Source organism: Rickettsia endosymbiont of Cantharis rufa (genome assembly GCF_964026445.1).
Taxonomy (GTDB): Bacteria; Pseudomonadota; Alphaproteobacteria; order Rickettsiales; family Rickettsiaceae; genus Rickettsia.
Map to the genome: position 1 here is coordinate 593,068 of NZ_OZ032150.1, position 25,232 is coordinate 618,299.

Below are 25,232 nucleotides of genomic sequence, written 5' to 3' on the forward strand. Positions count from 1 at the left end.
TAAATCGAGCTTTTAAAAAGCCTTAAAGTACTAGATTCCCGCTTTCGCGGGAATGACATAAAAACACTTATAAACTTATGAAAATAAAATTATTAATTACGATATTCTTGTTAGCTTTGAACTGGATCCCGTGGTCAAGCCACGGGATGACGGCTGGAGTAAATGCTAATTCCGGTCCTGTAGATAATATAAAACAAATTTTTACCTATATCGATCAAAAAAATTGGTCACAAGCTGAAGATTTAGCTTTAGAAGTAAATAATAAAGCTTTAACAAAAATCGTTTTTTCACAAAAATTTTTGAATAATAAATATTCAGATAATAGTTTTGAGCAGGTAATAAAGTTTTTACGTGATAACCCAAATTGGCCTCAAAATAAACTACTCGAAGAAAGAGTCGAAGAATATCTAAATAATAATACAAATAAAAAAGTAATTTTTGATTGGTTTAGTAAACATCCACCGCTTACTGGTAAAGGTTATAAGTTTTATGCGGCTGCTGCAAGTAGCTTAATTAAAGATCAGAAAATATTATTGCCTATTATTAAAGAAGCGTGGATATACGCCAATTTCACTCCTGAAGAAGAAAAGGCGTATTATAGTAGATGGCATAAATATTTAACTGCGAGCGATCATTTAGAGCGAATAGAAGAACATTTATGGAAAAATGATATTAGGTCTGCTGAGCAGTCGCTAAAATATGTAGAAAGCTATCGTAATTCTTTTAAAGCACAAATTGCGATTATAGGTAAATCATCAAACGCTGAGAAGCTTTTTAGAAGCGTTCCTGAAAAATATTATACTTCCGGTTTGTTATATCGTTATTTGGATTCTAAGAAAACGCAAAAACCGACAAAGGAAGATATTACCTTATTTAAGAAAGCCAAAAATAACCGTAAGCATTTTGCTAAATGGTGCCGCATTCAATCTTATTATGCTCGTGAATTCATAGATTACAAAGATTTTACCAATAGTTATAAAATAGCAACGCTTCCTTTTGCTACTTGTCCTGAAACTATAAGAGAGCAGGAGTGGCTTGCAGGTTGGCTTTCTTTAAGCTTTTTAAAGAAGCCGGATCAGGCATTAGTGCATTTTAATAAATTTATTAAGGTAGTTAAAACCCCAATTAGCTTGGCACGCGGGTTTTATTGGTTAGGTCGCAGCTATGAAGTAAAAGGCGATAAGCAAACAGCTAAGAAATTTTATGAGCAGGCAGCCAAATATTCTTTTACCTTTTACGGACAGGTAGCAAATATTGAATTAAATAGAACAAAGTTAGTTTTGCCTCCTATTCCCGTAATAACTTCTGAAGAAAGGAAAAACATAGAAAATAAAGAGATTATTAAAGCAATTAAATTACTGGTTAAATATAATAAAAACCATTTAGCTATGATATATTCCAAAGCAGCGATTACAAATACTAAAAATCCTGCAGAAATTCAAGTAATTGTGAATATTATTAAGGGATGTAATAATACCCATTATATGGTTGATGTAGCAAAAATTGCTGCTCAAAATAATATTTTTATTCCAGAATGCGCTTTTCCGACGCCTTATAATCTAGCAGGTTTACCTATCTCATCTCATTTAACTTATGGAATAATTAGACAGGAATCGGTTTTTGATCATTCGGCAATAAGTAGTGCGAGTGCTATGGGCTTAATGCAGCTTATAGAAAAAACTGCTTGCGATACTGCAAGATCTATAAATGCAAAATGTAATGTAGTGGATTTAACTAGGAATCCGGTATATAATATTAAACTCGGTACTCATCATTTTAAACAATTGCTAGGTGACCATAGAGGCTCTTATATTTTGTCTATTGCTTCTTATAATGCCGGAAGTCATAAGGTAGTAAAATGGATTGATAGATTCGGTGATCCAAGAGATATAAAAGATACTAGAAAAATCGTAGATTGGATAGAGCTTATACCTTATCGTGAGACAAGAGATTATGTTCAAAGAGTATTTGAAAATATTCAAATTTATCGTATAATTTTAGGTGAAAATAATACTCTAAAATTCAAACAAGACTTGCATGCTTGTGATATATCAAAAAATTAATTTTTATCAGTATTTTATTTTGACATGTGGTAATATATAAGTATGATACGAGGGCTAATTAAAAACATAAATTAAGGAGGTGGTCATGAAAAAAAATAGAGCAACACATTAAAAAACAGCGTAATGATACAGATACTCAAGTAAAGAAATATAAACAAGATCTTGATGTAATCGGCATTAGACATGACCATAAGTCTGCACATGTTGAAGTTCCGAATCATGCTACTGGCGAGTTTGAATATTTTAAATGGGACTGGATGACAAGCATTACGGGTAGTCATTCAGAAATAGTAAAATATTTAAGAAAATAGTAAGAACTTTAAAAGAAACTAAAAATAACCTAGCTCAGTATGAAAACTCAGTATCTAACTTGGATGCTAGTACTAAAAATGAACTTGATGTTAATATTAAGAAGCATAATATTATTGCACCGATACAAGACACTAATAAGTTAATATCATAAATATTAACAGGAATGCAAACCTGGTTAGACACAAAAAGTCATATCCCTATAGACCTTAAGTAAAAATTCTTAGAGTTAGGTTCTAATAATTTAGAACTATTCATAAAAGCTGCTTATAACAAATTTAACAATAAGTGGATAGTTAAAGAGTTTATTGATAATGCTGTAAAAACTGAAGAAGAAGGTAGAAAATATCTAGCCGATTGTGATTGTAGTTCGACAGACCAGCTATGGACAAAACTTGTTGAATCTGAAATAGAAAGTCTTATAATCCAACAAGATACTAATAAGTTAATAGATTAAGTATTAACAGGAATGCAAACCTGGTTAGACACAAAAAGTCATATCCCTATAGACCTTAAGCAAAAATTATTAGAGTTAGACTCTAATAATTTAGCAAAGTTTATAGAAAGTGCTTTTAATAAATCTAACAATAAATGGACAGTTAAAGAATTTATTGATAATGCTTTTGTACCACCTAGAGAGGGAAATAACAAATATCTAGCTGATAGCGGTTATGATTCAACTGAGCAGTTATGGACTAAAATGGAAAACCTTAGAGCAAGCGAGACTTTAAATAAAGCTGCAACGTCGAGTGTAAGCTCTAGTGACCTTAAAGGTAACACGTCAGATTAAGATTCCGATGATGATATAGAAGTTATATCAAAAATACTTGGAACTGAAGTAACGCTTACTAATGGTGCTAAATACGAAGTTAAGAAGATTATAGATTTATTAGATAAACCAAATTTTATAAAACAATTAACTAATATTTAAAGCAAATTATCGCCCGAAGATTCTAATCTTGTTAAAAAGGAAATAGCATTAAAATTAGCATATATTTCTAATAACGATATGGATAAATATGAAGCTGTACATGAGATAGTCGATAATATACCACAAACGTTTATTGATGAATTCAATAACTATGATATCCTTACTTTTGACCAAATGAAAATTGAAAAAGCAAAAATCTTAGGCGGCGGTGTTTCGTATTTATAATAATTTCTTGAGGTTATTCTTGGCTCCTATGTCGCCCCCGTCTCTTTCTATGTCATCCCCGCGAAAGCGGGAATCCGGTTTTCCCTTCTGTGTCATCCCGTGATTTATTCATGGGATCTAAAAAAATAAAATAAGGACTAGACCCCGTGGTTAAACCACGGGGTGACATAGTAGATTTACCTGTTAATGTAACAATACCTATCAATTATATCTATGATTCTTAAAAATTTATCTTTACTAGTAATATTATTCTTTTCAATATCAGCTTTTTCTGCTGCCAATAATCTAAAAAATATCTCTATTACCGTTGTTGCTCCGGCAACAGGTGCTGATAATAAGACTTTATCGGATTTAAAAAATATTAATGCTTTAAATTTGTGGATTCCGGCTAAGTGTCTTGTTAAAGGCAAGTTACCGTTTCTTGCAAGTAGCGATGAGGTAAGATTTAATTGTCTGCGGGATGCATTATTTGATAAGTCTGATAATGTAGTATGGAGTTTACGAGGTGGCTATGGCTCGGCTAGATTAATTCCCGATTTACTAAAACTACCAAAACCAAATAAAGAGAAATTTTTTATAGGGTATAGCGATATAACGGCTTTACATCTTTTTTTATCACAAGAATGGGGATGGAAAACTATTCACGGCAGTAATATAGCCGATCTTTTAAAGCCCGAAAAAGATCAAAGCAATTTTACTAAGCTTGCTGAAATATTAAAAGGTAAAGTAAAGAAAGTTACTATAGATAATTTATTACCGCTTAACGATACAGCAAAATCAAGCGATCTTGTTAATGGCAAACTAACCGGTGGTAATTTAACTATGGTGCAGACTAGTATAGGAACGAGCTGGCAGATAAAAACCAAAGATAAAATTCTTTTTTTAGAAGATGTGAATGTAGCTGCTTTTAGATTAGATCGTGAGCTTTTGCACTTAAAGCAAGCAGAATTGCTTGAGGATGCTAAGGCCATAATATTTGGTTCATTTGATAAAGATTCGGAAAGCACAATGTTAGTGCTTCGTAATTTTGCAGGTAGTTTAAATATTCCGGTATTTAAAACAAATAAATTTGGTCACGAAAAAATTAACGACCCGATTATTTATAATACTGATAGTAAGATTATTAAAAATAAAGGATTCAAGTTAGTGATGGGACTGTAAACATTATGCCACCCCGTGGCTTGACCAGGTTTGTTGCATAGCTCTTATGTCATTCCCACCCAGCATAAAGCGAGATAAATCGAGCTTTCAAAAAGCTTTAAAGTACCGGATTCCCGCCTACGCGGGAATGACATCGAGTCTTATCATGCACCTTCGCAGGAATGACATAATTAGCCTATCGACCCAAATGCAAATAATCATTATATTTTGATAAATTCAAATCATAAGAAAAGGATTTATTTGTAACGTAATATTCAAGTAATTTTATGAGCCCTGCTTTATGTCTATTTAAAGTCTCGATGCTTAAAGTTATTTCCGTTGTTTGCACATAAGGTTCGGTACTAGTTATTTTCACGTAGGCGATAATATAGCCAATTGATTTAGACTTACCTACATCGTTACTCATTGTCTCGCCTATTATTATAGGCTCTACCCTCGGTGCCTTGTATCCAAGTCCAACTGAATTGACTATATTATTTTCATTTTTAATATTAAATCCGTTGTCTAGTAACATCAAGCTTCCTATAATAAGTTGAGGAGAGAGTCCAAGCTCTATTTCTTTCTTGGTTGGAATAGTACCGGTTTTATAATCCAGTATAGTTATATTGTTTGATTTACTTATTTCAATGCGGTCAGCTATACCGATTATTTTTATATCTTGACCTGCAATATTTAATCGTAATCCCCCTTTAATCTCAAAATAGATTTCTTTACAGTTTTTTCGACGTTCTATATCAAATAAAATAAAGGCTTTGCTGAAAGCTGTAAGTTTTATTTGCCAAGCTTTTTTTGTGTAAGTGGGTAGAATAGTGCCACATAAAATATGATTACCGATATTTATTAAGGCAACTTGTTTATCAAGCAAATTTAAATCAATATATTGTTTGTCATAATTTTTAGAATATTCCTCTAAAACTTTATGAATAAAATTACCAAAATCCGATATTTTAGGCTCTTCCCATATATTATCTTTTTTACGTAATTCAAGGATTTTCTTAGCATAAAAACCGTACGGGTTTCTTATTAATGTTTCTATATCGGTTACGGATAAGATTGTTGGGAAAGTAGTGCTAAGAGCTGTGGATTCGCCCCTTGTGTCATTCCAGCACCCCTCTATGTCATCCCCGCGAAAGCGGGGTTCCATACCTCGGTTTGTATTAAGCTGAATTCCTGCTTCCGCAGGAATGACATATGGTAGTATAGGAACGACATTCTGTAATTTCAAAAATAAATTAGAAGGAGTTGACAACTTTCCATCATATTTTTTAGCATTTAGTATAATTACTTGTTTATTTTGTAGAAATAAATTGAAGTAACTTGAATATAGAGTAGTGCCAATTTCACCATAATCTATATTTAATATCTGCAAAGCTTTCTTGCTAAGCCATGGGTGAGCCTTGTTATTAGGAGACCAATTTTCGCTATTAAAATGAGGTAATATGATTAAGTCAAATTCGCATAATGTTAAATCCTCAGGTTTTCCTATAATAACATTAGCAGAGTCGGTATTTTTATAATATTTGTGACTTACAAGTAAAAAAGAGAAAATTTTGGGAAAGTCTTTTTTATCATTGGATTCCTGCTTTCGCAGGAATGACAGGGGAGACAGAAAAGACATAGAGAGATATGAGGTTAAATTTGTTAAAAATCCAAGTAGTTCTGCTCCTCCTTCTTTTTCCCAAATTTCAGGTACAAGTTTTTCAGCTATTTCTTTAGTTAAGGTTAGAATATCTTGTATACTATGCGGAGTATCGTTAAATAAAATATCTATTAGGTTACGGCAATATTCTTTTACCTCTTCATTATCAAATTGTAATTGTAATAAATATTTTGGTGAAGATATAAAACGGTTTTTACCTGATATCATTAGCTCTAACTTCTGTACGACAGAGCAGTTAATTAAAGGGTTTTTAAGTAATAAAAATAAGATCTTTAAATCAAAATTATTACATAATATTTTAATAATAGATATCAGTAAATCGGCAATATTCGTAAAAGCTAGATCATTACCGATTAAATCTTCAAAAGCTAAGCAATATTTATCTAAAAAATTACAATATATTTTCTTAAGTTTGTTATTATTTGTAACAATTGCTATCTTTTTATTACTATTTTGAGTGCATATATAAGCTACTGCTGCTGCCTCGTCATAAATATTTGTGGTGTCGTAATAGTATATATTATCCTTAATTGTAGTTAAGTTGGGATTGTAGTAAATTACATAATCCTTTAATTCTTCTTCAAATTTTTTTAAGAAAGGATCAGGTTTGAATATTCCTGCTAGTATTACGTGCCTATGATTCGTTTTTATCCTTATTATCTCTTCTTGTAATCGCTCCCTATAAGCAAGTTTCCGAAGAGGTCTAGTTTGTTTTTGAGTAAGCGATATTCCTTCTTGCCATCTCAAAAAGCAATATTCTAGAAATTTATAAATCTTTTGCCAATAGTTAAAATTATTATAGGTTTCTATTAATTTTATATCGATATTATTGATTATAAGATCATTAAATAGTTTTCTTAGAATTTCTGCGGCTTTTAACGATCCTTCAATATTAAAAGGTAATTCTTTATATTCAGTGATAATGGATGATAAAATAAGTAATTCTTCTATTTCAGATATATAATCAGAATCATTTTTTTTTGAAAGGATAGAACTAAAAGGAATAATGATAGGTAATTTAATTTGATATTTATCGGTTAAAATCTTCTTTAATTCTAGGCATGAGAAATTATTAGGCAATATTATTTGAACTTCGTTACCTTTACCCAATTTATCAATGATATACTCAGCAAAATTTTCTAAAAAAGTCATAAAATATATTTTTAGACTAACTATAACATATTGGATATTTAAAACAAATTATAATAAAAAAATCATATTTTATGACAAATAATACTTGATCACTAATTTTTATTAATTTTTCTATACAAAAATTTTTAATATAAATTAAGGAGTATGTAACATGTCTAATATAACATATATAGTAAATACAAGAGAGCAAGATCAATATTTAGTTTTAAAAAAGAAATCTTATCTTAGCTATCTAAAGGTAAAATTAAAGGTTTAGTAGCTAAAATTTTTAATAACGATTTATACCGGATACCTAATGATTCTCATACTACTATTTTAAATGAGGAAGTATATGCACCAATTGCTGAATTATTATATATAGTTAGTGGAATTAGTTTATATAAGTACAAGTCTTTTATTAATTCTTTAATACCCTTAAAGGAGATAAATCCTACTTCACCTATTCCTTATGGTGTTGCAATGTTAGAACCTACTAAAGAAAAAATATTACAAATTATTAAAAGTAGTAAGATATTATCTATTTTGGCACATAATCCATCGGAATTATTAAGTTATAAAGATGAAGATATAGTAACTGTAAAAGATTTAACATTAAAAAGATTTTGCTTTTTAGTAGCAAATAACGAAAAGCTTAGAATATCTAAAGGTTTAGAAGCGGAGCTTTTATTATCGGAAACAAATAATGAAAAGCTTGAAACATCTGAAGGTTTAGAAGTAGAAGTCTTGCTATCAGATGAGATATCTGAAAGTTCAGTCGAAGCTTTATTATCGGAAGCAAATAATGAAAAGCTTGAAATACCTAAAGATTCAGAAACAGCAACTTTATTATTAGAAGAAGAAGCTTTATTAAAAATTATTAGTTTTAATAATAGCAATTATGATATTTACGATAATTTAAAAAAAAATATTTAGTAGAAGAATGCGAAACTTATGAAAATTTTAAGAAAATACTAGGTTCTTTTAGCGATAAAATAAGGGAGATAATTAAATTTGAGGATAAATTAGTATCTAAGCTTTTAGATTGGGAAAAAATTTTGAAGATAATGTAGATCTATTAACTAATGAAATTGAAAAATTATTAAATCCAAATTTTGAAAATATATTACCTAAAAATGTGTTTTTAAGGCCTGTTGATAATAAAAAAGAAGAAGAAATTAATAAAAATGATAAGAAGTTACTGGAAAATAATTTAAAATTTTTTACCATTCCAAGTATTTTTGCAGTTCTTGGATACGGTCCATTCAATGAGAATGAATATAATTCCTCTCTTACATATTACCAAAATAATCCAGAAAGCTTAATACCAAACTTAATATTATTAAAAACCACACATGATGGGGCAAAAATTTCTAAGCTGAAAGATATTTTAAATAATCATTATTTAAAAGCTAAATCTGCAGTAGGAAATTGTTTTAATGTTATTTTAAAGTATCATGAATGTTATAAAAGCTTAGAAACTATAAATTTAAGCACTGATGTAATTAAGCAAGATTTATTAGATAAATTACCTGGATTAACAGATAAAATAGAAATAGTACTAAATAGTCTTGAAGTAGAAAATGTTAAAAACATTACTTTATTATGTAAAGAGGCAAAAGACTTTTTAAATATTTCTCCTATTACTTCTGTATTTGAAGAGTATGATGATAATTATCAAGCTCTTAAGTATGATGTTGATAAAGCTGAAGAAATTTTAGGCGAAATAGGTATAGAATGGAGTTTTAGTTAAGTATTGAGTAAAGAGCTAGTAGTGCTTACACCATACTAGCTTTTATGAGTTCTTTAAATAATTCTAAATCTACTCCATTATCGTTAAGATATTCAGGATGCCACTGAACGCCGATAACGAATTTATGTTTTGTTGATCCAATGGCTTCAATTATCCCGTCTTCTGCTTTTGCAGACACGATAAGATCGTTACCTAGTTGTTTAACAGCTTGGTGATGAGTTGAATTAACCATAGTTTGTAGCTGATTATTAGCTATCTTAGCAAGTTTAGTATTTGCTTCTATATTGATTGAATGCGAAACTATGTTTTTAGGTGAAGGTTGTATATGATTAATTATTATGGATTGTTCTGTTTCTTTAATATAATCAGGAATATGCTTAATAAGAGTACCTTTGAAAATAACGTTTAATAACTGCATTCCTCGGCATATTCCTAAAATCGGAATATCCTTCTCTAATGATTTCTTTAAAACTAATATCTCGAAATTATCACGTTCTTCATTAGAAATTACTACATCTTCGGCATACCTTGGTTCATAAAATTTAGGATGTATATCCTCATCACCGCCTGGAATTACAACACCGTCAACAAGGTCCATAAGTTCATTTATTGTTTCGCTTTGATATGGTAGTAATAGCGGTACACCGCCGGCTGCAATAATCGCATCAGTATAGTTTCTTCGCAAGGCATACCATGGAAAAACAGCATAAGTGTATTTTTCACAATTTTGAGCTAAATCAGAGGTAATACCTATTATCGGTTTCTTTTTCATTTTGTTATCGTTTTACTACCTTGGTGCTAAAAAATATATTATGGAGCATTTTTTCATCTTCATTAAATAACATAAAAATAATGCTTACCATAAGACCTATTATTGTTATATTTATAAGAAAACAGGCGATAAACCTAAAAAATGCAGTAGTGCCGTCTATTGCATTGCCATCATATATATTTACTATTTTTATACCTAATATTCTCTTTCCAATAGTCCCTTGCGTTTTTGATGAATCTAAATAATAAAAGTAAAAAGCCGCGATAATAAAAGATGTAAAGAGCCATATTGCATCAGAATTTGAGAGAAATCTAATAAATATAAATAGGATTGTTGATATAATTGTAAGTAAAAGCTTATCAATTAGTATAGCAAAAAATCTTCTGAAAATCATAAAAACCCTAAATTTATATATTAGATTTTATTTAAGCTTATTTATTCATCGTCTTACTACTCTAGTACCACAAATCATATCCGGTATAGATTTTCTGTTTGGTAAATACTATGCATAAAACACTGACAGTTACTAGTATTAAATGTATAATTGATATTATTTGTACATTCATTAAGTCATCTATCATACCTAAGACAAAACTTAATGATACTCTAAAAAAAGATTCTAAAAAACTCATCCTAGCTCCATCTGCTTTAATAATTATCTTCATATTCAATAAATATTCCCTGAGATAGCTTGTAATTTAGAGCTTTCAAACAAAGCATAATATAACATTACAGCGATTGTAGTAAGAATAATATTGCTTGTAATTGTAAGGTAAGCAAGATAATTTTCTAGAGCTAGTAGCGGTGTAGCAGGGTAAAAAAAATTTTAATTTACAAAATAACAAACAAAATGTAATAAATAGTTGTATTGCTCCGTCAATGAACGCTGATCCGCTTCTTCTCCAAAATCCGCAATATGTGTAATCACTCATAGCTTACCCCCCAATATGTGGTGGTGTTTCAAATGTATGGAACGGAGGAGGGGAGGTAAGTGTCCATTCTAAAGTATCTGCACCGATGCCCCAAGGATTCACCGGACAATCTTTTCCGTATTTTAGCGTATAGAGCACAATAAATACAAAATAAAGTGCAGCTGCCATAGAGATACCTGCTCCTATTGAAGAAACCATATTCCAGCCGGCAAAAGCTTCCGGGTAGTCGGGTATTCTTCTTGGCATGCCTGCAAGACCTAAAAAGTGCTGGGGGAAGAAAGTTAAATTAACTCCGATAAAGGTAATCCAAAAATGGATTTTGCCTAAGATTTCAGGATATTGTTTACCGGATATTTTGCCGAACCAATAATAAAAGCCGGCAAATGCTGTAAATAAAGCACCAAGCGACATTGTATAATGGAAATGTGCAACAACGTAATAAGTATCGTGCAGCACTCTATCAAGTGCTGAGTTTGAGAGAATTATGCCGGTTACGCCACCAATCGTAAATAATATAATGAATCCTATTGAAAATAGCATTGGAGTTGGGAACGTAATCGAGCCGCCCCACATAGTAGCGATCCAGCTAAATATTTTAATACCCGTCGGAACGGCAATAATCATTGTTCCGGCAGTAAAATATATAAGTGCGTTATAAGAAAGCCCAACAGTAAACATATGGTGAGCCCATACGATAAATCCGACGAAACCGATTATTACCATAGCTGCAACCATACCTTGATAGCCAAATATAGGTTTGCGTGAAAAAGTCGAAATAACCTGACTTACTATACCAAAGCCTGGAAGTATTACGATATATACTTCAGGATGACCGAAAAACCAAAATAGATGCTGAAATAATACGGGATCACCGCCACCATCCGGTTTAAAGAAATTAGTTCCAAAGTTACGGTCGGTAAGCAGCATAGTTATAGCTCCGCCAAGTACCGGCATGGCTAAGATTATAAGGAATGCAGTAACTAATATAGACCAAACAAATAACGGTATCTTGAAAAGCCCCATGCCAGGAGCTCTCATATTAAATATAGTAACGATTAAATTAATTGATCCAAGGATTGACGATAGACCGGTTAAATGTAAGCTGAAAATAGCCATATCGACTGCTGCACCGGGATGACCGCTCAAATTACTCAAAGGAGGGTAGAGCGTCCAGCCCGTTCCAGGACCGCCGTCAACAAAAGCCGAACCCATAAGTAAGAGAAAGGCAGGAACTAATAGCCAAAAACTGATATTGTTTAATCTCGGAAATGCCATATCGGGAGCCCCTATTAATAGAGGTACGAAATAGTTACCAAACCCGCCGAATAAAGCCGGCATAATCATAAAGAACACCATAATAACTGCATGTGCGGTAATAAGCACGTTATATAGCTGGAAATCATGATTTAAGAAAGTGCCGCCGGGCATTGCGAGCTCTAACCTAAAAAGCAGCGAGAACAAACCGCCGACAATTCCCGCAAAAATGGCAAATGTGATATACATAATGCCGATATCTTTGTGATTGGTAGAAAAAAGCCACCGTTTCCAGCCGTGTGGGGTATGGTGATTGTGGTTTAGGTCGTTTGTACTTGTAATTGAATGCATAGCAGTTGTAATTTTTATTTAAATTGATTTCTTAAAATTTACGTTGATTTTTGAAAACTAGAAACATTAAGTTTAATCTTTTGTCTCTCAAGGTTATTTACATATAATTTTAGCATTTTCTCAAGCTTCACCTGATCCTTTTGTTTATTTTTAGTCATTATATATTCTATAACTGACGGAGTCTTTAATTGAACAGAATAGTATTTTTTCAAAAGCGGAATTATTTTTATGCGTAATTTTGGTATCATAATTACAATGTTCCCTAATAAAGATCATGCATCCCACCATAGATCAGAGCCTATAGAAGAATGTTTTAAATATTTTGCGATAAAAGGTAATATGGCCTTAAGTTTTATTTTTTGAAATCTTGCTATTATATAAGTAAGCCCAACAAAAGCAGCTGTGTTTATTTCTATACTTTCATTTTTTTAGGAAGTATAAACAAATTTCTAAAGCTTCTCGATAATTTAAAGAATTTTGACAGAAGCTTAAAATAAACTCTCTTTTCTTTCTCATTTTCTTAAGAAATTTATTAATGTTTTATCTGTAAGTATTTTTAATTTTTCATCGCTTAAAAATTTCAAATTATTTTTAAAATATTCTAAATAAACTTTTCTTCTTAATCTTAGTATACAAATGACAATGCTGAATAATATTAAACTAGTTTCATTTAAAATTTTTTCACTAATTCCTTTCAAATTTTCAAATAATAAAGGTAATATCAGATATTCTTTAACATTATAAAATCTCTCAACCAAAAGACCTGTAGCTTCAATTGCCCCAACTTGTATTAATTCCTCCGGATTTCTTAAATTTTTGGCAAGGCAATTTATTGAGTCATCATAACCTTCATAACGCCCTACATCTATAAGATAAAAAAAGTTTTTCTCCATTCAGGCAAATCAACTATATCGGGGTGATTTTCATACCCTTCTTCACTCATTATCATATATTTGCTAAACTTCTTATTATTACTAAGCCTGTTTTAATTTCTCAATATCAGCTCCGGCTATTACCGGAATATTCCGAGTGATTTTATCATAATCCCAATCCCACCACTTAATTTCAAGTAATCGCTCAATTATCTCATCAGGAAATCTATAGCGTACTATCTTTGCAGGATTACCGACAACAATACTATACGGTGGTACATCTTTAGCTACTACTGAGCAAGCACCGATAATTGCCCGTCACCTATATTAACTCCGGGCAAAATGGTAGAGTTTGTACCAAACCATACATCATTTCTTATAACAGCGCCTCTTCTTTTGCCAGGCGAAGGTGTATAATTATCCCAATTTTCAAAAATAAAGAAAGGATAAGTAGAAAATCCGTCCATAGGATGATTCGTATCATCGGTTATAAAACTAGCACCCATAGCAATAGCACAAAATTTCCCTATAATCAATTTAACAAAATAAGCTCCTCTAACATTTTCATATTCAAATTTCTTAGGGTGATTAGCGTCGTTGTAATAAGTGTAATCTCCGACTATTATATTTGGATTATGGATAAAATGTTTTAAAAATATCGTTTCTTTCGCTTGTTTAGGAAAAAGATGTGGACAAGGGTTGTTGTGGTTGGTCATATATTTAAAAAAGTAATTAATTGGCGACTAACTTTTGATTCCCAACATTCATAGCAACCTTATTCTTGCTCGCAATCCAATTGTCGAAATCTTCTTTACTCACTACTTCTATAGCAATCGGCATAAAGCCGTGATTGATGCCGCAAAGCTCCGAGCATTGTCCGTAATATACGCCTTTTTTGGCCACTCTTGTCCATGTTTCATTAATTCTTCCAGGCACTGCATCTATTTTAAACCCAAGTGACGGAACGGCAAAACTATGTATTACATCGCCTGCAGTAATGAGAAATCTTACGGTAGCATTTTCGGGAATAACAACTCGATTATCGACGTCTAATAATCTTTTCTGGTCAGGCTTTAGATTCTCATCAGAGATCATTACGCTATCAAATTCTAGATTATCATGATCGGGATATATATAATGCCAATACCACTGGTAACCTACTACTTTAATAGTTAAATCCGTTTCGGGTATTTTTTCGGCATGACGCAATATTCTAAAAGACGGCACGGCAATAATAATCAAGATTATTATCGGGATTACAGTCCATATTATCTCTATTAAAATATTATGTGAAAATTTTGCCGGTACGGGATTATTTTTAGCGCTAAATCTAATACATACATAAATAAGTAGCCCAGTAACAAATAAAACAATAGCTGTTGAGATATAAAGCAGAAAATTATGAAAATGATGTAATTCTTCCATAATCGGGCTTGCTGGCGGCTGGAATGTTACTTGCCAAGGTAACGGCTCGGAAGCAAAGCAGCTACTACTAACAATCAAAAAACAAATTAAAGCAATAATATTTTTCATAACACATATAAAGTTATTTACATTTAATATAAATGGATATGTATTTTTATTAAAGTAAAAATCAATAAATTTTTATAAAAAACTATATATTTTTAATAATATTTGAGCTAGAAAGTGTATCTATACTAGGATGTTGCAATAAGTCAATAACTTCTATTACTTTCGCATTTATTAATTTTGCTTGAATTTGTTTATTTATTAACTGAGGATCGTGCTTTGTTACAGCGATTACAGAGGGACAAATATTCTGCACCAACCGAGCATAATCATTAAAATCTTTCAGTTTAGGCAATATAAGTACTTTATCGACAAACGTTAAAGAGCTTAAAATTTTTGCTCGTTGCAATTGATTATGGATAGGTTGACGTTTTTTTATATTTAATAATTGTTTCGTCCGGCTCTACAACGATTAAGTATTTATCTTGTTTTTTTTAGCTTCGTGTAGAAATTCTATATGACCGTAATGTAATAAATCAAAACAACCGCCTACTAGAACTACTTTACTATTTATAGAGCAGTTTTTATTTAAAGAAATATTATCATAATACTCTATTTTAAGCATTTTGACAGCATTATAGTTAGATGAGTAGGAGATAAGATTTGTAAAAATTAATAAAAATAGAAAAAGTCTAAGCATAATCTTCGTCTTTATATAAGTTAATTTTTATTAATTTATATAAAGGATTTAATTTTAATTAATAAAAAACTAATAAAACAAAAATAAAACAAAATTTTACAATTTTCTATTGTAATTTGTTTGTATATAGTTCATATTATTATTAGTAATGAAAAATTGATTCAAATAATCTTCAGAGCAATTTTAATGAATGATACCGCACTATCTTATGATTTAAATGGCATACTACCATCATCTTTTATTAGTGCACGTCTTAGGAAAATCCTCACCCCTGCCTCCTTATTATTATTTATAGGATTAGTTGTCTTTGTTTCTTTTGCCGTTAATAATTATGTTAACGACACTTTGTCTATAAGTTTAGTACAGCCTGATAGTAGTGAAGAAGAAACAATTTTATTTAAAGAAGTAGTAGTAAAAAAAGGCGATACTATAAAATCAGTTTTGATAGAACAAAATATCCCTAAAAATGAAATAGAAAAAATTGTAAATTTAGTAAAAGAGGGTAAATTATCTTCTACTCTTAAAATAGGGCAACAAATTACTTTTGAATATGAAACAAAAATCACCGAAAACGAGAATGAAGATTTAGCCTCAGAGATAATGTTCTTAAATAAAATCGTTATAATTATCGATAAGCTAAAAACTATTAAAGTAATTAGAGAGAGTGATAATTTTAAAGTTGAAGAAATTGTAGTGCCTTTAAGTAAAAAAGTTGCTAAATCGTCGGTAAGTATTGAATCAAATTTCATGTCAGCCCTTAAAAAACTAGGTTTATCGAATAATAGTATAATAGAGCTGATTAATGCTTACGCCTATCAAATCGATTTTCAGCGTCAAATAAAAAGCGGTGATACTGCAACCGTAATAACGGAAAAATACGTAACGGAAGACGGTAAATTTTCCCACCACGGTAAAATTCTATATGTTTCATTAAATCTTTCAGGAAAAGAATATAATATATATCGTTATTCCCATGATAATAACGCAAATAATCAGGTATTTTTTTCTGAAGACGGTAAAAGCGTAAAAAGAAGCTTACTTAAAACCCCGCTAAAAGTTATAAAAGTTTCTTCACATTATGGTAATAGAAAGCATCCGATACTTGGTTATACTAAACTGCATAAAGGAGTTGACTTCGCAGCTCCAACCGGCACACCTATATATTCCGCAGGAAACGGAGTTATAACAGAAATAGGGTGGAAGTCGGGTTACGGAAAATTTATTCAGGTAAAACATAGCGGGACGCTATCTACTGCTTACGCCCATGCTTCAAATTTTGCAAAAAATTTAAAAGTGGGAAGTATAGTAAAACAAGGGCAGATCATAGCATATGTTGGAAGTACGGGTAGAACTACAGGACCACATTTACATTATGAAGTTAAAATTGACGGCAAACACGTTAATCCTATGTCAGTTAAGACAACACCGGGTGTAGAATTAAACGGAAAAAATTTAGAGAAATTTAAACAATTTAAAAAAGAAATAAAAACTTTAAATGTTAAGCTTGATAAGGAATTGCAAGCAGAGAAATCAGTTGAGGTTTTATTGTAGGATAGTCGTTATTGCGAGGAGCGAAGCAACGAGGCAATCTCGTGCTAAGGTCCTGAGATTGCTTCGTCGAAACTTGCAGTTACTTCTCGTAATGACGATAAAACCGATCCACGCAAAAACATCGGCTCTGTCCAAATAAGTGTGTAAAATTCTCAAAGGTTATATAAAAGAAAATATAACAAAAAGAGAAATTACAATGACACAGAAACAAAATGCTGCAATGGATCAAGCGATAGATTTATTGATCAATAATGATACAGATGTATCAACTTTATTTAAAGAAGATGGTTTATTAAAAGAACTAACCAAGCGTCTTGTAGAGAAAGCTTTACAGTCTGAGATGAATAATCATTTAGAATATAGCAAGTATAATCAAAGTGATGCTCAAAATGCACGTAATGGTTATAACACAAAAAATCTGATTACAAAGAATGGTGCTGTTGAGATTGAAGTGCCAAGAGATAGAAATAGTAGTTTTGAACCATCATTAGTAGCAAAGCGTCAAAGAAGACTTGATGGTTTTGATGATAAGGTACTATCTTTGTATGCTAAAGGGATGAGTTTATTAGATATAAAATTACAGCTTCAGGAGTTATATGGAGCTGATGTAAGCGAGAGTTTAATTAGCCAAATCACAGATGATATAATAGAGGATGTTAAGCTATGGCAGAGCCGTCCATTAGATCCAGTATATGCTAAGTATTTTTTGATTGTTTAATAGTAAAAGTGCGTCAAGATAAGCGGATTATAAATAAACCGGTATATGTTGCCTTAGGTATTGATTTAGAAGGAAGAAAAGATATTTTAGGATTGTGGGCCAGTGAGAATGAAGGAGATAAATTTTGGCTTGGTAATTTTACTGAGATGAGAAATAGAGGTATGCAAGACATACTGATAGCATGTAGTGATAACCCTACTGGTATGTCTGAAGCTATAAGTGCTGTTTTTCCAAAGACGGAGCATCAATTATGTACTGTACATCAAATTAGAAATAGTTTACGATATGTATCATACAAGGACCGAAAAGAGCTAGCCGGTGATTTAAAACCTATTTATACAGCTAGCACAGAAAAAGAAGCACCTTCCACTTTAGAGGCTTTTGAATCTAAATGGAGTAAACAGTATCCTCAAATTGCTAAATCTTGGTACGTTCATTGGGATAATTTAATGATTTTCTTAGAATACCCTGAAGAAATACGAAAAATAATTTACACAACTAATGCTGTGGAATCCGTTAATAGTCAACTCCGAAAAGTCACTAAAAATAAACGTGTTTTTCAAATGATAATGCTGTTTTTAAAAGCTTGTATTTAGCAATTGATTACATGACCAAGAAATGGTCCATGCCTATATCAAATTGGAATGCGGCTATGGCTCATTTTTTAATAAAATTTAAAGATATAATCTAGGCCTTTGAAAAAAAGTTTACACACTTAATTGGGAAGACTCGTAACATAAGAGCCATCATTCACAAACATTTATGTTCCCACTATTTAAAAAACTATACCTAACATTCGCTCGTAGTAGTCGTATAATAATAACATTAGTTATTATTGATCAGTTAAGCAAATGGTGGTTTATTGATAATTTAAGATGGAAACCGAGCTTAATGCTTAAGGTTACTTCTTTCTTAAATATGGTTTATACTTGGAATTATGGCATCAGTTTTGGATTAATGCGTGAATACTATCAATATAGTAATGCTATTTTCTTAATAACGAATACGCTTATTGTCTGTTACTTATACTACCTGATGGCGTGTTCAAAAACGATTGGAGGCTTTGCAGGTTATAGTTTTGTAATAGGTGGTGCCGTCGGTAATCTAATTGATAGATTCTTTAGAGGGGCAGTCTTTGACTTCATTCATTTTCATTATCAACATTATAGTTTCCCCGTATTTAATTTAGCTGATTGCTTTATTACAATAGGAGTAATTATCTTAATAGAAGATTATTATAGTACTAAAAAAGTTATTGAAGAAAAAGCTAAAGAGAATTATGATAATACCCAAATTGGAGCTATGGCTGAAAAAATTTGTAACACCGATCATAGCGGTGACGATATAGTGAATTAACTTAGACCAAGGACGGTTAATTTAAAAGCGAAACTGCACAGCGTATATATAATACGTGAGCACAGTCGAAGCGTGCAAAATTAGACTCCCTATATAAGTTATCTTCTAAAGGTAATTTGTACGTCGATCCGGTACTCGAATCCTCACGTACGTTTGAGTACGCTGCGGTTCTGCGTTCCGTGTCTCCTTCAAATTCCTCTTTATAAGATGACTTATGCAAGAAGTCTGTTGATTATCCCTAGTCCAAGTTAAAAAACTATGAAATATAATTTTAATTAAAGGTGTATTAAGTGAAAAAGATTTTTTTATTATTTACTGTTTTATTAATTACTTCTGCTTGTAGTAAAAAGTTAAAAGAAACAGTAGGTATATCAACAGCTGGACCTAATGAGTATCAAGTACAGCGTACTAAAGCACTAGAAGTGCCTCCTCATTATTATTTACCTGATCCTAGGAATAGTCAACCAACTTATAATAATATAAAAGAACAAGGTGAGTTTAATGAAGGTGAGCAAGCATTAATGCAAGAGATAAACTAAGTAAGTTTGTTATGGCTTCGTTGCAGCATGTATATATGTCATTCCTGCGAAGGCAGGAATCCAGTAATCAACAAACACAAATGTTACTAGTTTTTAAAACTAGTATATTTAAAATTACCTCTCTTTTTCCAGATTCCCGCTTTCACGGGAATGACATGTAAGTTATTCATGAATTCTCATACAAAACAAAAAATAGGTATTTTGGGGCTTGGTAAAACCGGTATATCGGTTTACGAGGAGCTACAAGATAAATATGATGTAATTGTTTATGATGATTTAAAAGCAAATAGAGATATATTTGAAGAATTATTCGGAAAAAGTCTTGTTGCTGCTTTATCCGATTCAAGATGGCAAAATTTAGATAAAATTGTTTTAAGTCCTGGAGTTCCGCTTACGCACGAAGTAGTAAGAATTGCTCATCATTTCAATATATCAATTACTTCTGATATAGATTTATTATTTGAAAAATCAAAAAATTTAAACTTTATCGCCGTAACCGGTACAAACGGTAAAAGTACTACTGCTGCTTTAATAAGCCATATTTTAAATAGTAATGGTTTAGACTATCCAGTTGCAGGTAATATAGGGGTTCCGGCTTTAAAAGCCAAGAATAGTAAAGATGGGTATGTGCTTGAATTATCTTCTTTTCAGCTAGATTTAGTAAAAACCTTTACAGCTAAAATAGCAGTACTTCTTAATATAACCCCTGACCATTTAGATAGACATCAAGACATGACCTGCTATATTGCAGCAAAATCTAAGATTTTCGCTCGAATGGATAATAGTTGTTATGCAGTAATTAATATTGATAATAATTATTGTCATGAAGTCTTTATAAAATTGCAGCAAGAGCAACGTGTAAAACTAATTCCATTCTCGGTTACTAAAATCCTTGAAAATGGTGTATCAATAGTTAATAATAAAATTAATGATAATTTTTTTGATGATAGTAGCTTTAAATTGCTGTTTAATAAAAATTTGCAGGGAATCCATAATTGTGAAAACATTGCAGCAAGTTATGCGGTAGCTAAGATAATGGGAGTAGAATCTACAAAAATACTTGAGTCTTTAAGTAGTTTTCAAAGTTTACCTCATAGAATGCAATATATCGGTAGTATAAATAATATAAATTTTTACAATGACAGCAAAGCAACAAATGCAATATCTGCTATGCAATCAATTAAAGCACTTGATAATATTTATTGGCTTGCAGGAGGAATACCGAAAGAGGGAGGTATTGAAGAAGTAAAACCTTATTTTGGTAAAATTAAGAAAGCTTATTTTTATGGACAGGCTAAAAAAATATTTGCAGATACTGCTCTTGGTATAGTAGATTTTGTAATATGTGATGATCCTGAGCAAGCTTTTGAACTCGCATACAAAGATGCTTGCAGCGATAATGCAAAGGTAAAAAATATTTTGCTAGCACCTAGTTGTAGCTCATATGATCAGTTTAAAAATTTTGAAGAACGTGGTGAGTTATTTATTAAATTGTATAACATACTATCACCCCGCGACTTGATTACGGGGTCTAAAAATAATGAATTAGATACCGCGATCAAGTCGCGGTATGACAAAGTAGATTTCCACTTTCGAGGGAATGACATATAGCCATGAATAACGAAATATCTAATAGCTTTATTAAATTATGGTGGCGTAGCACCGACCGCCAAATAATAATTTCTTTAATAATTTTATTTGCTTTCAGTCTAATGCTGGTTACCACCTCAGGTTCGGCGGTTGCAAATAGAATAGGACTTGAAGAAAATTATTTTGCATCTAGACAAATACTTTATTTAGCCGCCGCCTCAGGGTTTATATTATTATTTTCATGCCTTAATAAGAAATGGTTAAGGCGTTTTGCAATAGTTGGGTTTATTGCTAGTGTAGTTTTATTAATAGCAGTTAAATTTTTTGGCTATGAAGTAAAAGGGGCAGTGCGATGGATTAATATCCTGGGTCTATCTATTCAGCCTTCGGAATTTATTAAACCGTTTTTTGCGGTTGTTACGGGCTGGATATTATCGCTAAAATTTAATGATGATTTCCCAAGTTTTACAATTTGTGTAATACTTTACTCTATTGTTACCATTCTCTTAATTATTCAGCCGGATTTTGGAATGCTTGTAATGATTACGGCAGTTTTCGGTATTCAGCTGTTTATTGCGGGTATGCCGATATTTTGGATTGTTCTAGCCGGTTTTTTAGGAATGATAGGAGTAACCATTGCTTATTTTTGGTTACCTCACGTAACGCAAAGAATTAATTCATTTTTAGATCCCGATAGTAGCGAGAATTATCAAGTGAGTAAGTCCCTTAAGGCTTTTGAGCATGGCGGTTTATATGGACGCGGTCCAGGGGAGGGAGCAGTAAAGCAGGTACTACCCGATTCACATACGGATTTTATTTTTGCTGTAGCAGGTGAGGAGTTTGGAGCTATTATTTGCTTGATTGTTATAGGTATATTTGCTTTTATAGTATTAAGAAGTCTTATTAAATTATTAAACGAAACAGATAAGTTTGTACAATTCGCTGCCAGCGGTATAGTTGCGCAATTAGGACTTCAGGCAATAATTAATATGGGAGTGACTTTACATTTACTTCCTACTAAAGGCATGACATTGCCGTTTATTAGTTACGGTGGTTCTTCAACGCTTGCAATTGCTATCGCTACCGGTATGCTTCTTGGCTTCACAAGACACCGAACACCTTTAAATTCTTATAAAATACATAATATTGAAATATGAAAAAAATAATTTTGGTAGCAGGTGGCACTGGTGGGCATTTTTTTCCGGCAGTCGCTCTTGGAGAGGAATTAATAAAACGAGGGTATGAAGTTCATTTTATTACTGATTTAAGGTGCCAAAAATATATAAATCAGGATATAAAAGTAATTTTTCATATCTTAGATTTAAAACGATCAAGTAATATTTTTTTATTTTTACCAAGATTATCAATTGCAGTTTTGAAAGCTATTAGATTATTATATAATATAAAGTCTTCCGTCATTGTGGGATTTGGCGGTTATCCTGTTATATCTTCAATGTTTGCGGCAATTTTTTTAAGAGTACCGATTATAATTCATGAACAGAATTCTTACCTTGGAAAAGTTAATAAATTTTTTGCAAGCTTTACTAAAAAGATAGCTATTTCTTATGAAAATGTAAAAAATTTACCAGAATTTGCAAAAAGTAAAATAGTAATTACCGGTGGAATAGTTAGAGAGAGTATTAGAAATGTATGCCATTCCCGCGAAGGTGGGAATATAGAAAAATTAAGTCTGGATCCCCACTTTCGCGGGGATGACATCAAGAGAAGCAAGGATAATATCTTTACTATACTAATCTTCGGAGGGAGCCAGGGAGCTAAATTATTTTCAGAATTAATACCGGATAGTATTAAAATTTTGATGCAGAAGCAGCCGGAATTAAAATTGTATGTGGTTCAGCAATCATCATTTGATGATCAAGAAAAAATAAGAAAAATATATTCAGAATTAAATATTGCTTATGAGTTTGCTGAATTCTTTGATGATATGGTATCGCAGTATAAGAAGGCTGACTTAGTAATTTCAAGAGCAGGGGCGTCTACAATAGAAGAGCTGACATATATAGGGTTACCTGCAATTTTTATCCCACTACCAAGTGCTGCGGATAATCATCAATATTACAATGCAAAATTATTGGAAGATAAAAAAGGAGGATGGTGTTTAGAGCAGAATAGCATTTCTGCCGAAAAATTAGCCGATAAAATACTTGATTTGATAAGTAATCCAAAGGTATTAGAGGATGCCTCACAAAATTTATTAAAAAGAAGAAAAGAAGGGCATGTATTGTTAAGTGATTTAATAGAAGAAGTGATTTAAGTTTTGGCCCTGCCGATGTCATTCCTGCGAAAGCAGGAATCCAGCATAAAGCGAGATAAATCGGGCTTTTAATTTTAAAAATTTACTGTATTTATATTTCTTTACTGGATTCCCGCTTTCGCGAGAATGACATAAAAATAACAATAATTTAATTAAGCACATAGAATTTTGGTGCTTTACTCTTGCAAATTTGGCTATTATTAGCTACGTTATAATAAAAGTTTTGGAATAATATAAATATATGTTAAGAAAAATTATAATATTATTTTTAGGAATGTTTTTACTTTCAGCTTGTACCGATAATTTTAGAAGCTATTTTCAAAAATCCGCAAATAATAGATTGGTTGATAGTAAAGGTGCTAAAGGCGGTAAAAGAAAGCCGGTATATAATAACAAATATATTACCTTGGCTAAAAAGAATATAGTAGAAGATAATCTTGATGATGATAACGACAATGATGATGATTATGATAGCGATAGTCCTTTAAGGGGGGAGAGAATAGATCCAGTGAAGAGAAATCGTGAAATATATCTTAAAATGATTAAAAGGGATATAGCAAGGCAAAAAGCAGAAGTCGGCATCGCTGAATCCGATGACGATATGACTTTAAGCAGAGCGAATAAAAAGGTTAGAAAAAGCGATAGCGATAAGGAAAAAAAGATACAAGAGGAATTAAATCAGATAAAAGCAATGCTTAGAGAAACTAAGCGCGATATATCAAAATATACTTGTCCAAATGCTACGGTAAACCAAAATTATGCACCGCCCGTTACAAATTATGAGCCTGTAAATTATTCACCGGTAAAAAATAGTAAGCCGTATAATAACAATTCTAAGGTAAAGCAAAAATTTATCCGTGAAGATGATGACAATAGCAGTAATGCTTGCTCGATATAACATACTATGTGATATATTTATCGCCATCTAATAGGTTTATTATTTTCTAAGTAAGATTATTATTTATTAATAAAAATTAATATCTGAATATAGAAATATATTAAATTTACTAATAGGTATATTATGAAAAGTAAACTCTCCGTAAGTACTACTAGTCTTACCTCTATAAAAGGTCCTCAAAGCCCTATTGTTACTGAAATAAAAGAAATAACAAAAAAATTACATTTTAAAGATCAAGGGCTTGAAAAAGCTTATGGAATGGCTTCAGATGATGTTTCTATTCAAGCAACAAGAGAGCAGATATTATATGCTTTAAAAGTTGTGGAATCTGCAAAACAACATTCGCCAGACAAAACACAAGAATTTTGCAATAAATTAAATGACTACGGTATTTGTGTTACTTATTCATTTGCTAGTTATAAAAGAAGCGGCAAGGACATATTAGAGTTTATATCACCTTATTTATTAAAGAACGCATTTGATATAGAATATATTAAAGCATATATTCCAGAAGGATATATAAAAGAGAGTAATAAAAATGATGCTATGGAATTGCTTGGTAAACGAGAAGTAAGAGACTATTTAGAGGTAAAGTCTACTGAATTAGCAAGTAAATCGCCTGTATCGTCCACCCCTTCTACAACAGATACATTTAATTATGATAGTGATGAAATGCCAGTTGTTGGAGAAGAGCAAACTACACCAAATACTGAACAAGCTTGAT

General features: G+C 31.5%; 19 protein-coding genes and 7 pseudogenes. 17 read left to right on the plus strand and 9 right to left on the minus strand.

Going from position 1 to position 25,232, the window contains the following annotated elements:
• Window positions 1-77 precede the first annotated feature (77 nt).
• From AAGD46_RS03305 to AAGD46_RS03325, 5 genes and pseudogenes are all read left to right on the plus strand, one after another.
• On the plus strand, window positions 78-2,063 hold the full coding sequence (locus tag AAGD46_RS03305; protein WP_341787746.1) for a lytic transglycosylase domain-containing protein: 1,986 nt from the start codon (window positions 78-80) through the stop codon (window positions 2,061-2,063).
• 95 nt (window positions 2,064-2,158) lie between these two features.
• A pseudogene (locus AAGD46_RS03310) lies at window positions 2,159-2,811 on the plus strand (hypothetical protein); the annotation flags it as partial.
• Between the two features lie 30 nt (window positions 2,812-2,841).
• Window positions 2,842-3,162, plus strand: a complete 321-nt coding sequence (locus AAGD46_RS03315; protein WP_341787747.1) for a hypothetical protein — start codon at window positions 2,842-2,844, stop codon at window positions 3,160-3,162.
• Window positions 3,163-3,381: 219 nt separating this feature from the next.
• Window positions 3,382-3,528, plus strand: a complete 147-nt coding sequence (locus AAGD46_RS03320) for a hypothetical protein (protein WP_341787748.1) — start codon at window positions 3,382-3,384, stop codon at window positions 3,526-3,528.
• Window positions 3,529-3,741: 213 nt separating this feature from the next.
• Entirely contained in the window at window positions 3,742-4,689 is a 948-nt protein-coding gene (locus tag AAGD46_RS03325) for an LD-carboxypeptidase (RefSeq protein WP_341787749.1), read from the plus strand.
• A gap of 175 nt (window positions 4,690-4,864) precedes the next feature.
• On the opposite strand, the pseudogene AAGD46_RS08875 reads toward AAGD46_RS03325, so the two are convergent.
• Both AAGD46_RS08875 and AAGD46_RS08880 read right to left on the minus strand, forming a co-directional pair.
• A pseudogene (locus tag AAGD46_RS08875) lies at window positions 4,865-5,056 on the minus strand (hypothetical protein); the annotation flags it as partial.
• A 119-nt stretch (window positions 5,057-5,175) separates the two neighbouring features.
• Window positions 5,176-6,715: pseudogene (locus AAGD46_RS08880) on the minus strand (PD-(D/E)XK nuclease family protein); the annotation flags it as partial.
• Window positions 6,716-7,960: 1,245 nt separating this feature from the next.
• Here AAGD46_RS08880 and AAGD46_RS03335 point away from each other — a divergent pair.
• Both AAGD46_RS03335 and AAGD46_RS03340 read left to right on the plus strand, forming a co-directional pair.
• Window positions 7,961-8,413: a hypothetical protein gene (locus AAGD46_RS03335; protein ID WP_341787751.1), complete on the plus strand. Its 453-nt coding sequence runs from the start codon at window positions 7,961-7,963 to the stop codon at window positions 8,411-8,413.
• Between the two features lie 109 nt (window positions 8,414-8,522).
• On the plus strand, window positions 8,523-9,230 hold the full coding sequence (locus AAGD46_RS03340) for a hypothetical protein (protein WP_341787752.1): 708 nt from the start codon (window positions 8,523-8,525) through the stop codon (window positions 9,228-9,230).
• A gap of 25 nt (window positions 9,231-9,255) precedes the next feature.
• Here AAGD46_RS03340 and AAGD46_RS03345 read toward each other — a convergent pair whose 3' ends face one another.
• The 7 genes and pseudogenes from AAGD46_RS03345 to AAGD46_RS08890 form a co-directional block, all read right to left on the minus strand.
• Window positions 9,256-10,002, minus strand: coding sequence for a gamma-glutamyl-gamma-aminobutyrate hydrolase family protein (locus AAGD46_RS03345; RefSeq protein WP_341787753.1), 747 nt, complete (start codon window positions 10,000-10,002; stop codon window positions 9,256-9,258).
• 4 nt (window positions 10,003-10,006) lie between these two features.
• Window positions 10,007-10,396: an RDD family protein gene (locus tag AAGD46_RS08885; RefSeq protein WP_410525947.1), complete on the minus strand. Its 390-nt coding sequence runs from the start codon at window positions 10,394-10,396 to the stop codon at window positions 10,007-10,009.
• 541 nt (window positions 10,397-10,937) lie between these two features.
• The gene (gene ctaD / locus AAGD46_RS03350; RefSeq protein ID WP_341787754.1) at window positions 10,938-12,539 is read right to left on the minus strand and encodes a cytochrome c oxidase subunit I; all 1,602 of its coding nucleotides are present in this window, start codon (window positions 12,537-12,539) and stop codon (window positions 10,938-10,940) included.
• A 512-nt stretch (window positions 12,540-13,051) separates the two neighbouring features.
• Window positions 13,052-13,432, minus strand: a complete 381-nt coding sequence (locus AAGD46_RS03355) for a hypothetical protein (protein WP_341787755.1) — start codon at window positions 13,430-13,432, stop codon at window positions 13,052-13,054.
• Between the two features lie 81 nt (window positions 13,433-13,513).
• Window positions 13,514-14,127, minus strand: a pseudogene (locus AAGD46_RS03360) (CatB-related O-acetyltransferase).
• Between the two features lie 16 nt (window positions 14,128-14,143).
• On the minus strand, window positions 14,144-14,944 hold the full coding sequence (coxB, locus tag AAGD46_RS03365; protein ID WP_341787757.1) for a cytochrome c oxidase subunit II: 801 nt from the start codon (window positions 14,942-14,944) through the stop codon (window positions 14,144-14,146).
• Window positions 14,945-15,026: 82 nt separating this feature from the next.
• Window positions 15,027-15,539 (minus strand): annotated as a pseudogene (locus AAGD46_RS08890) (adenylyltransferase/cytidyltransferase family protein).
• 228 nt (window positions 15,540-15,767) lie between these two features.
• Between AAGD46_RS08890 and AAGD46_RS03380 the strand changes: the two are divergent.
• From AAGD46_RS03380 to AAGD46_RS03425, 10 genes and pseudogenes are all read left to right on the plus strand, one after another.
• Window positions 15,768-17,132, plus strand: coding sequence for a M23 family metallopeptidase (locus tag AAGD46_RS03380; RefSeq protein WP_341787760.1), 1,365 nt, complete (start codon window positions 15,768-15,770; stop codon window positions 17,130-17,132).
• Between the two features lie 196 nt (window positions 17,133-17,328).
• A pseudogene (locus AAGD46_RS03385) lies at window positions 17,329-18,541 on the plus strand (IS256 family transposase).
• A gap of 71 nt (window positions 18,542-18,612) precedes the next feature.
• Window positions 18,613-19,206, plus strand: a complete 594-nt coding sequence (gene lspA, locus AAGD46_RS03390; RefSeq protein WP_341787761.1) for a signal peptidase II — start codon at window positions 18,613-18,615, stop codon at window positions 19,204-19,206.
• Between the two features lie 290 nt (window positions 19,207-19,496).
• A complete protein-coding gene (locus tag AAGD46_RS03395) occupies window positions 19,497-19,745 on the plus strand; it encodes a DUF3035 domain-containing protein (RefSeq protein ID WP_341787762.1) in 249 nt (82 codons plus the stop codon).
• Window positions 19,746-19,756: 11 nt separating this feature from the next.
• The gene (locus AAGD46_RS03400; protein ID WP_341787763.1) at window positions 19,757-19,906 is read left to right on the plus strand and encodes a hypothetical protein; all 150 of its coding nucleotides are present in this window, start codon (window positions 19,757-19,759) and stop codon (window positions 19,904-19,906) included.
• Between the two features lie 7 nt (window positions 19,907-19,913).
• A pseudogene (murD, locus tag AAGD46_RS03405) lies at window positions 19,914-21,281 on the plus strand (UDP-N-acetylmuramoyl-L-alanine--D-glutamate ligase); the annotation flags it as partial.
• Between the two features lie 77 nt (window positions 21,282-21,358).
• Window positions 21,359-22,492, plus strand: a complete 1,134-nt coding sequence (gene ftsW / locus AAGD46_RS03410) for a putative lipid II flippase FtsW (protein WP_341787765.1) — start codon at window positions 21,359-21,361, stop codon at window positions 22,490-22,492.
• Window positions 22,489-23,610, plus strand: a complete 1,122-nt coding sequence (murG, locus tag AAGD46_RS03415) for an undecaprenyldiphospho-muramoylpentapeptide beta-N-acetylglucosaminyltransferase (protein WP_341787766.1) — start codon at window positions 22,489-22,491, stop codon at window positions 23,608-23,610. Before ftsW ends, murG begins: the two co-directional genes overlap by 4 nt.
• A 241-nt stretch (window positions 23,611-23,851) precedes the next feature.
• Window positions 23,852-24,508, plus strand: coding sequence for a hypothetical protein (locus AAGD46_RS03420; protein WP_341787767.1), 657 nt, complete (start codon window positions 23,852-23,854; stop codon window positions 24,506-24,508).
• A 123-nt stretch (window positions 24,509-24,631) separates the two neighbouring features.
• Complete coding sequence (locus tag AAGD46_RS03425) at window positions 24,632-25,231, plus strand: hypothetical protein (protein WP_341787972.1); 600 nt, start codon at window positions 24,632-24,634, stop codon at window positions 25,229-25,231.
• The last annotated feature ends 1 nt before the right edge of the window (window position 25,232 follow it).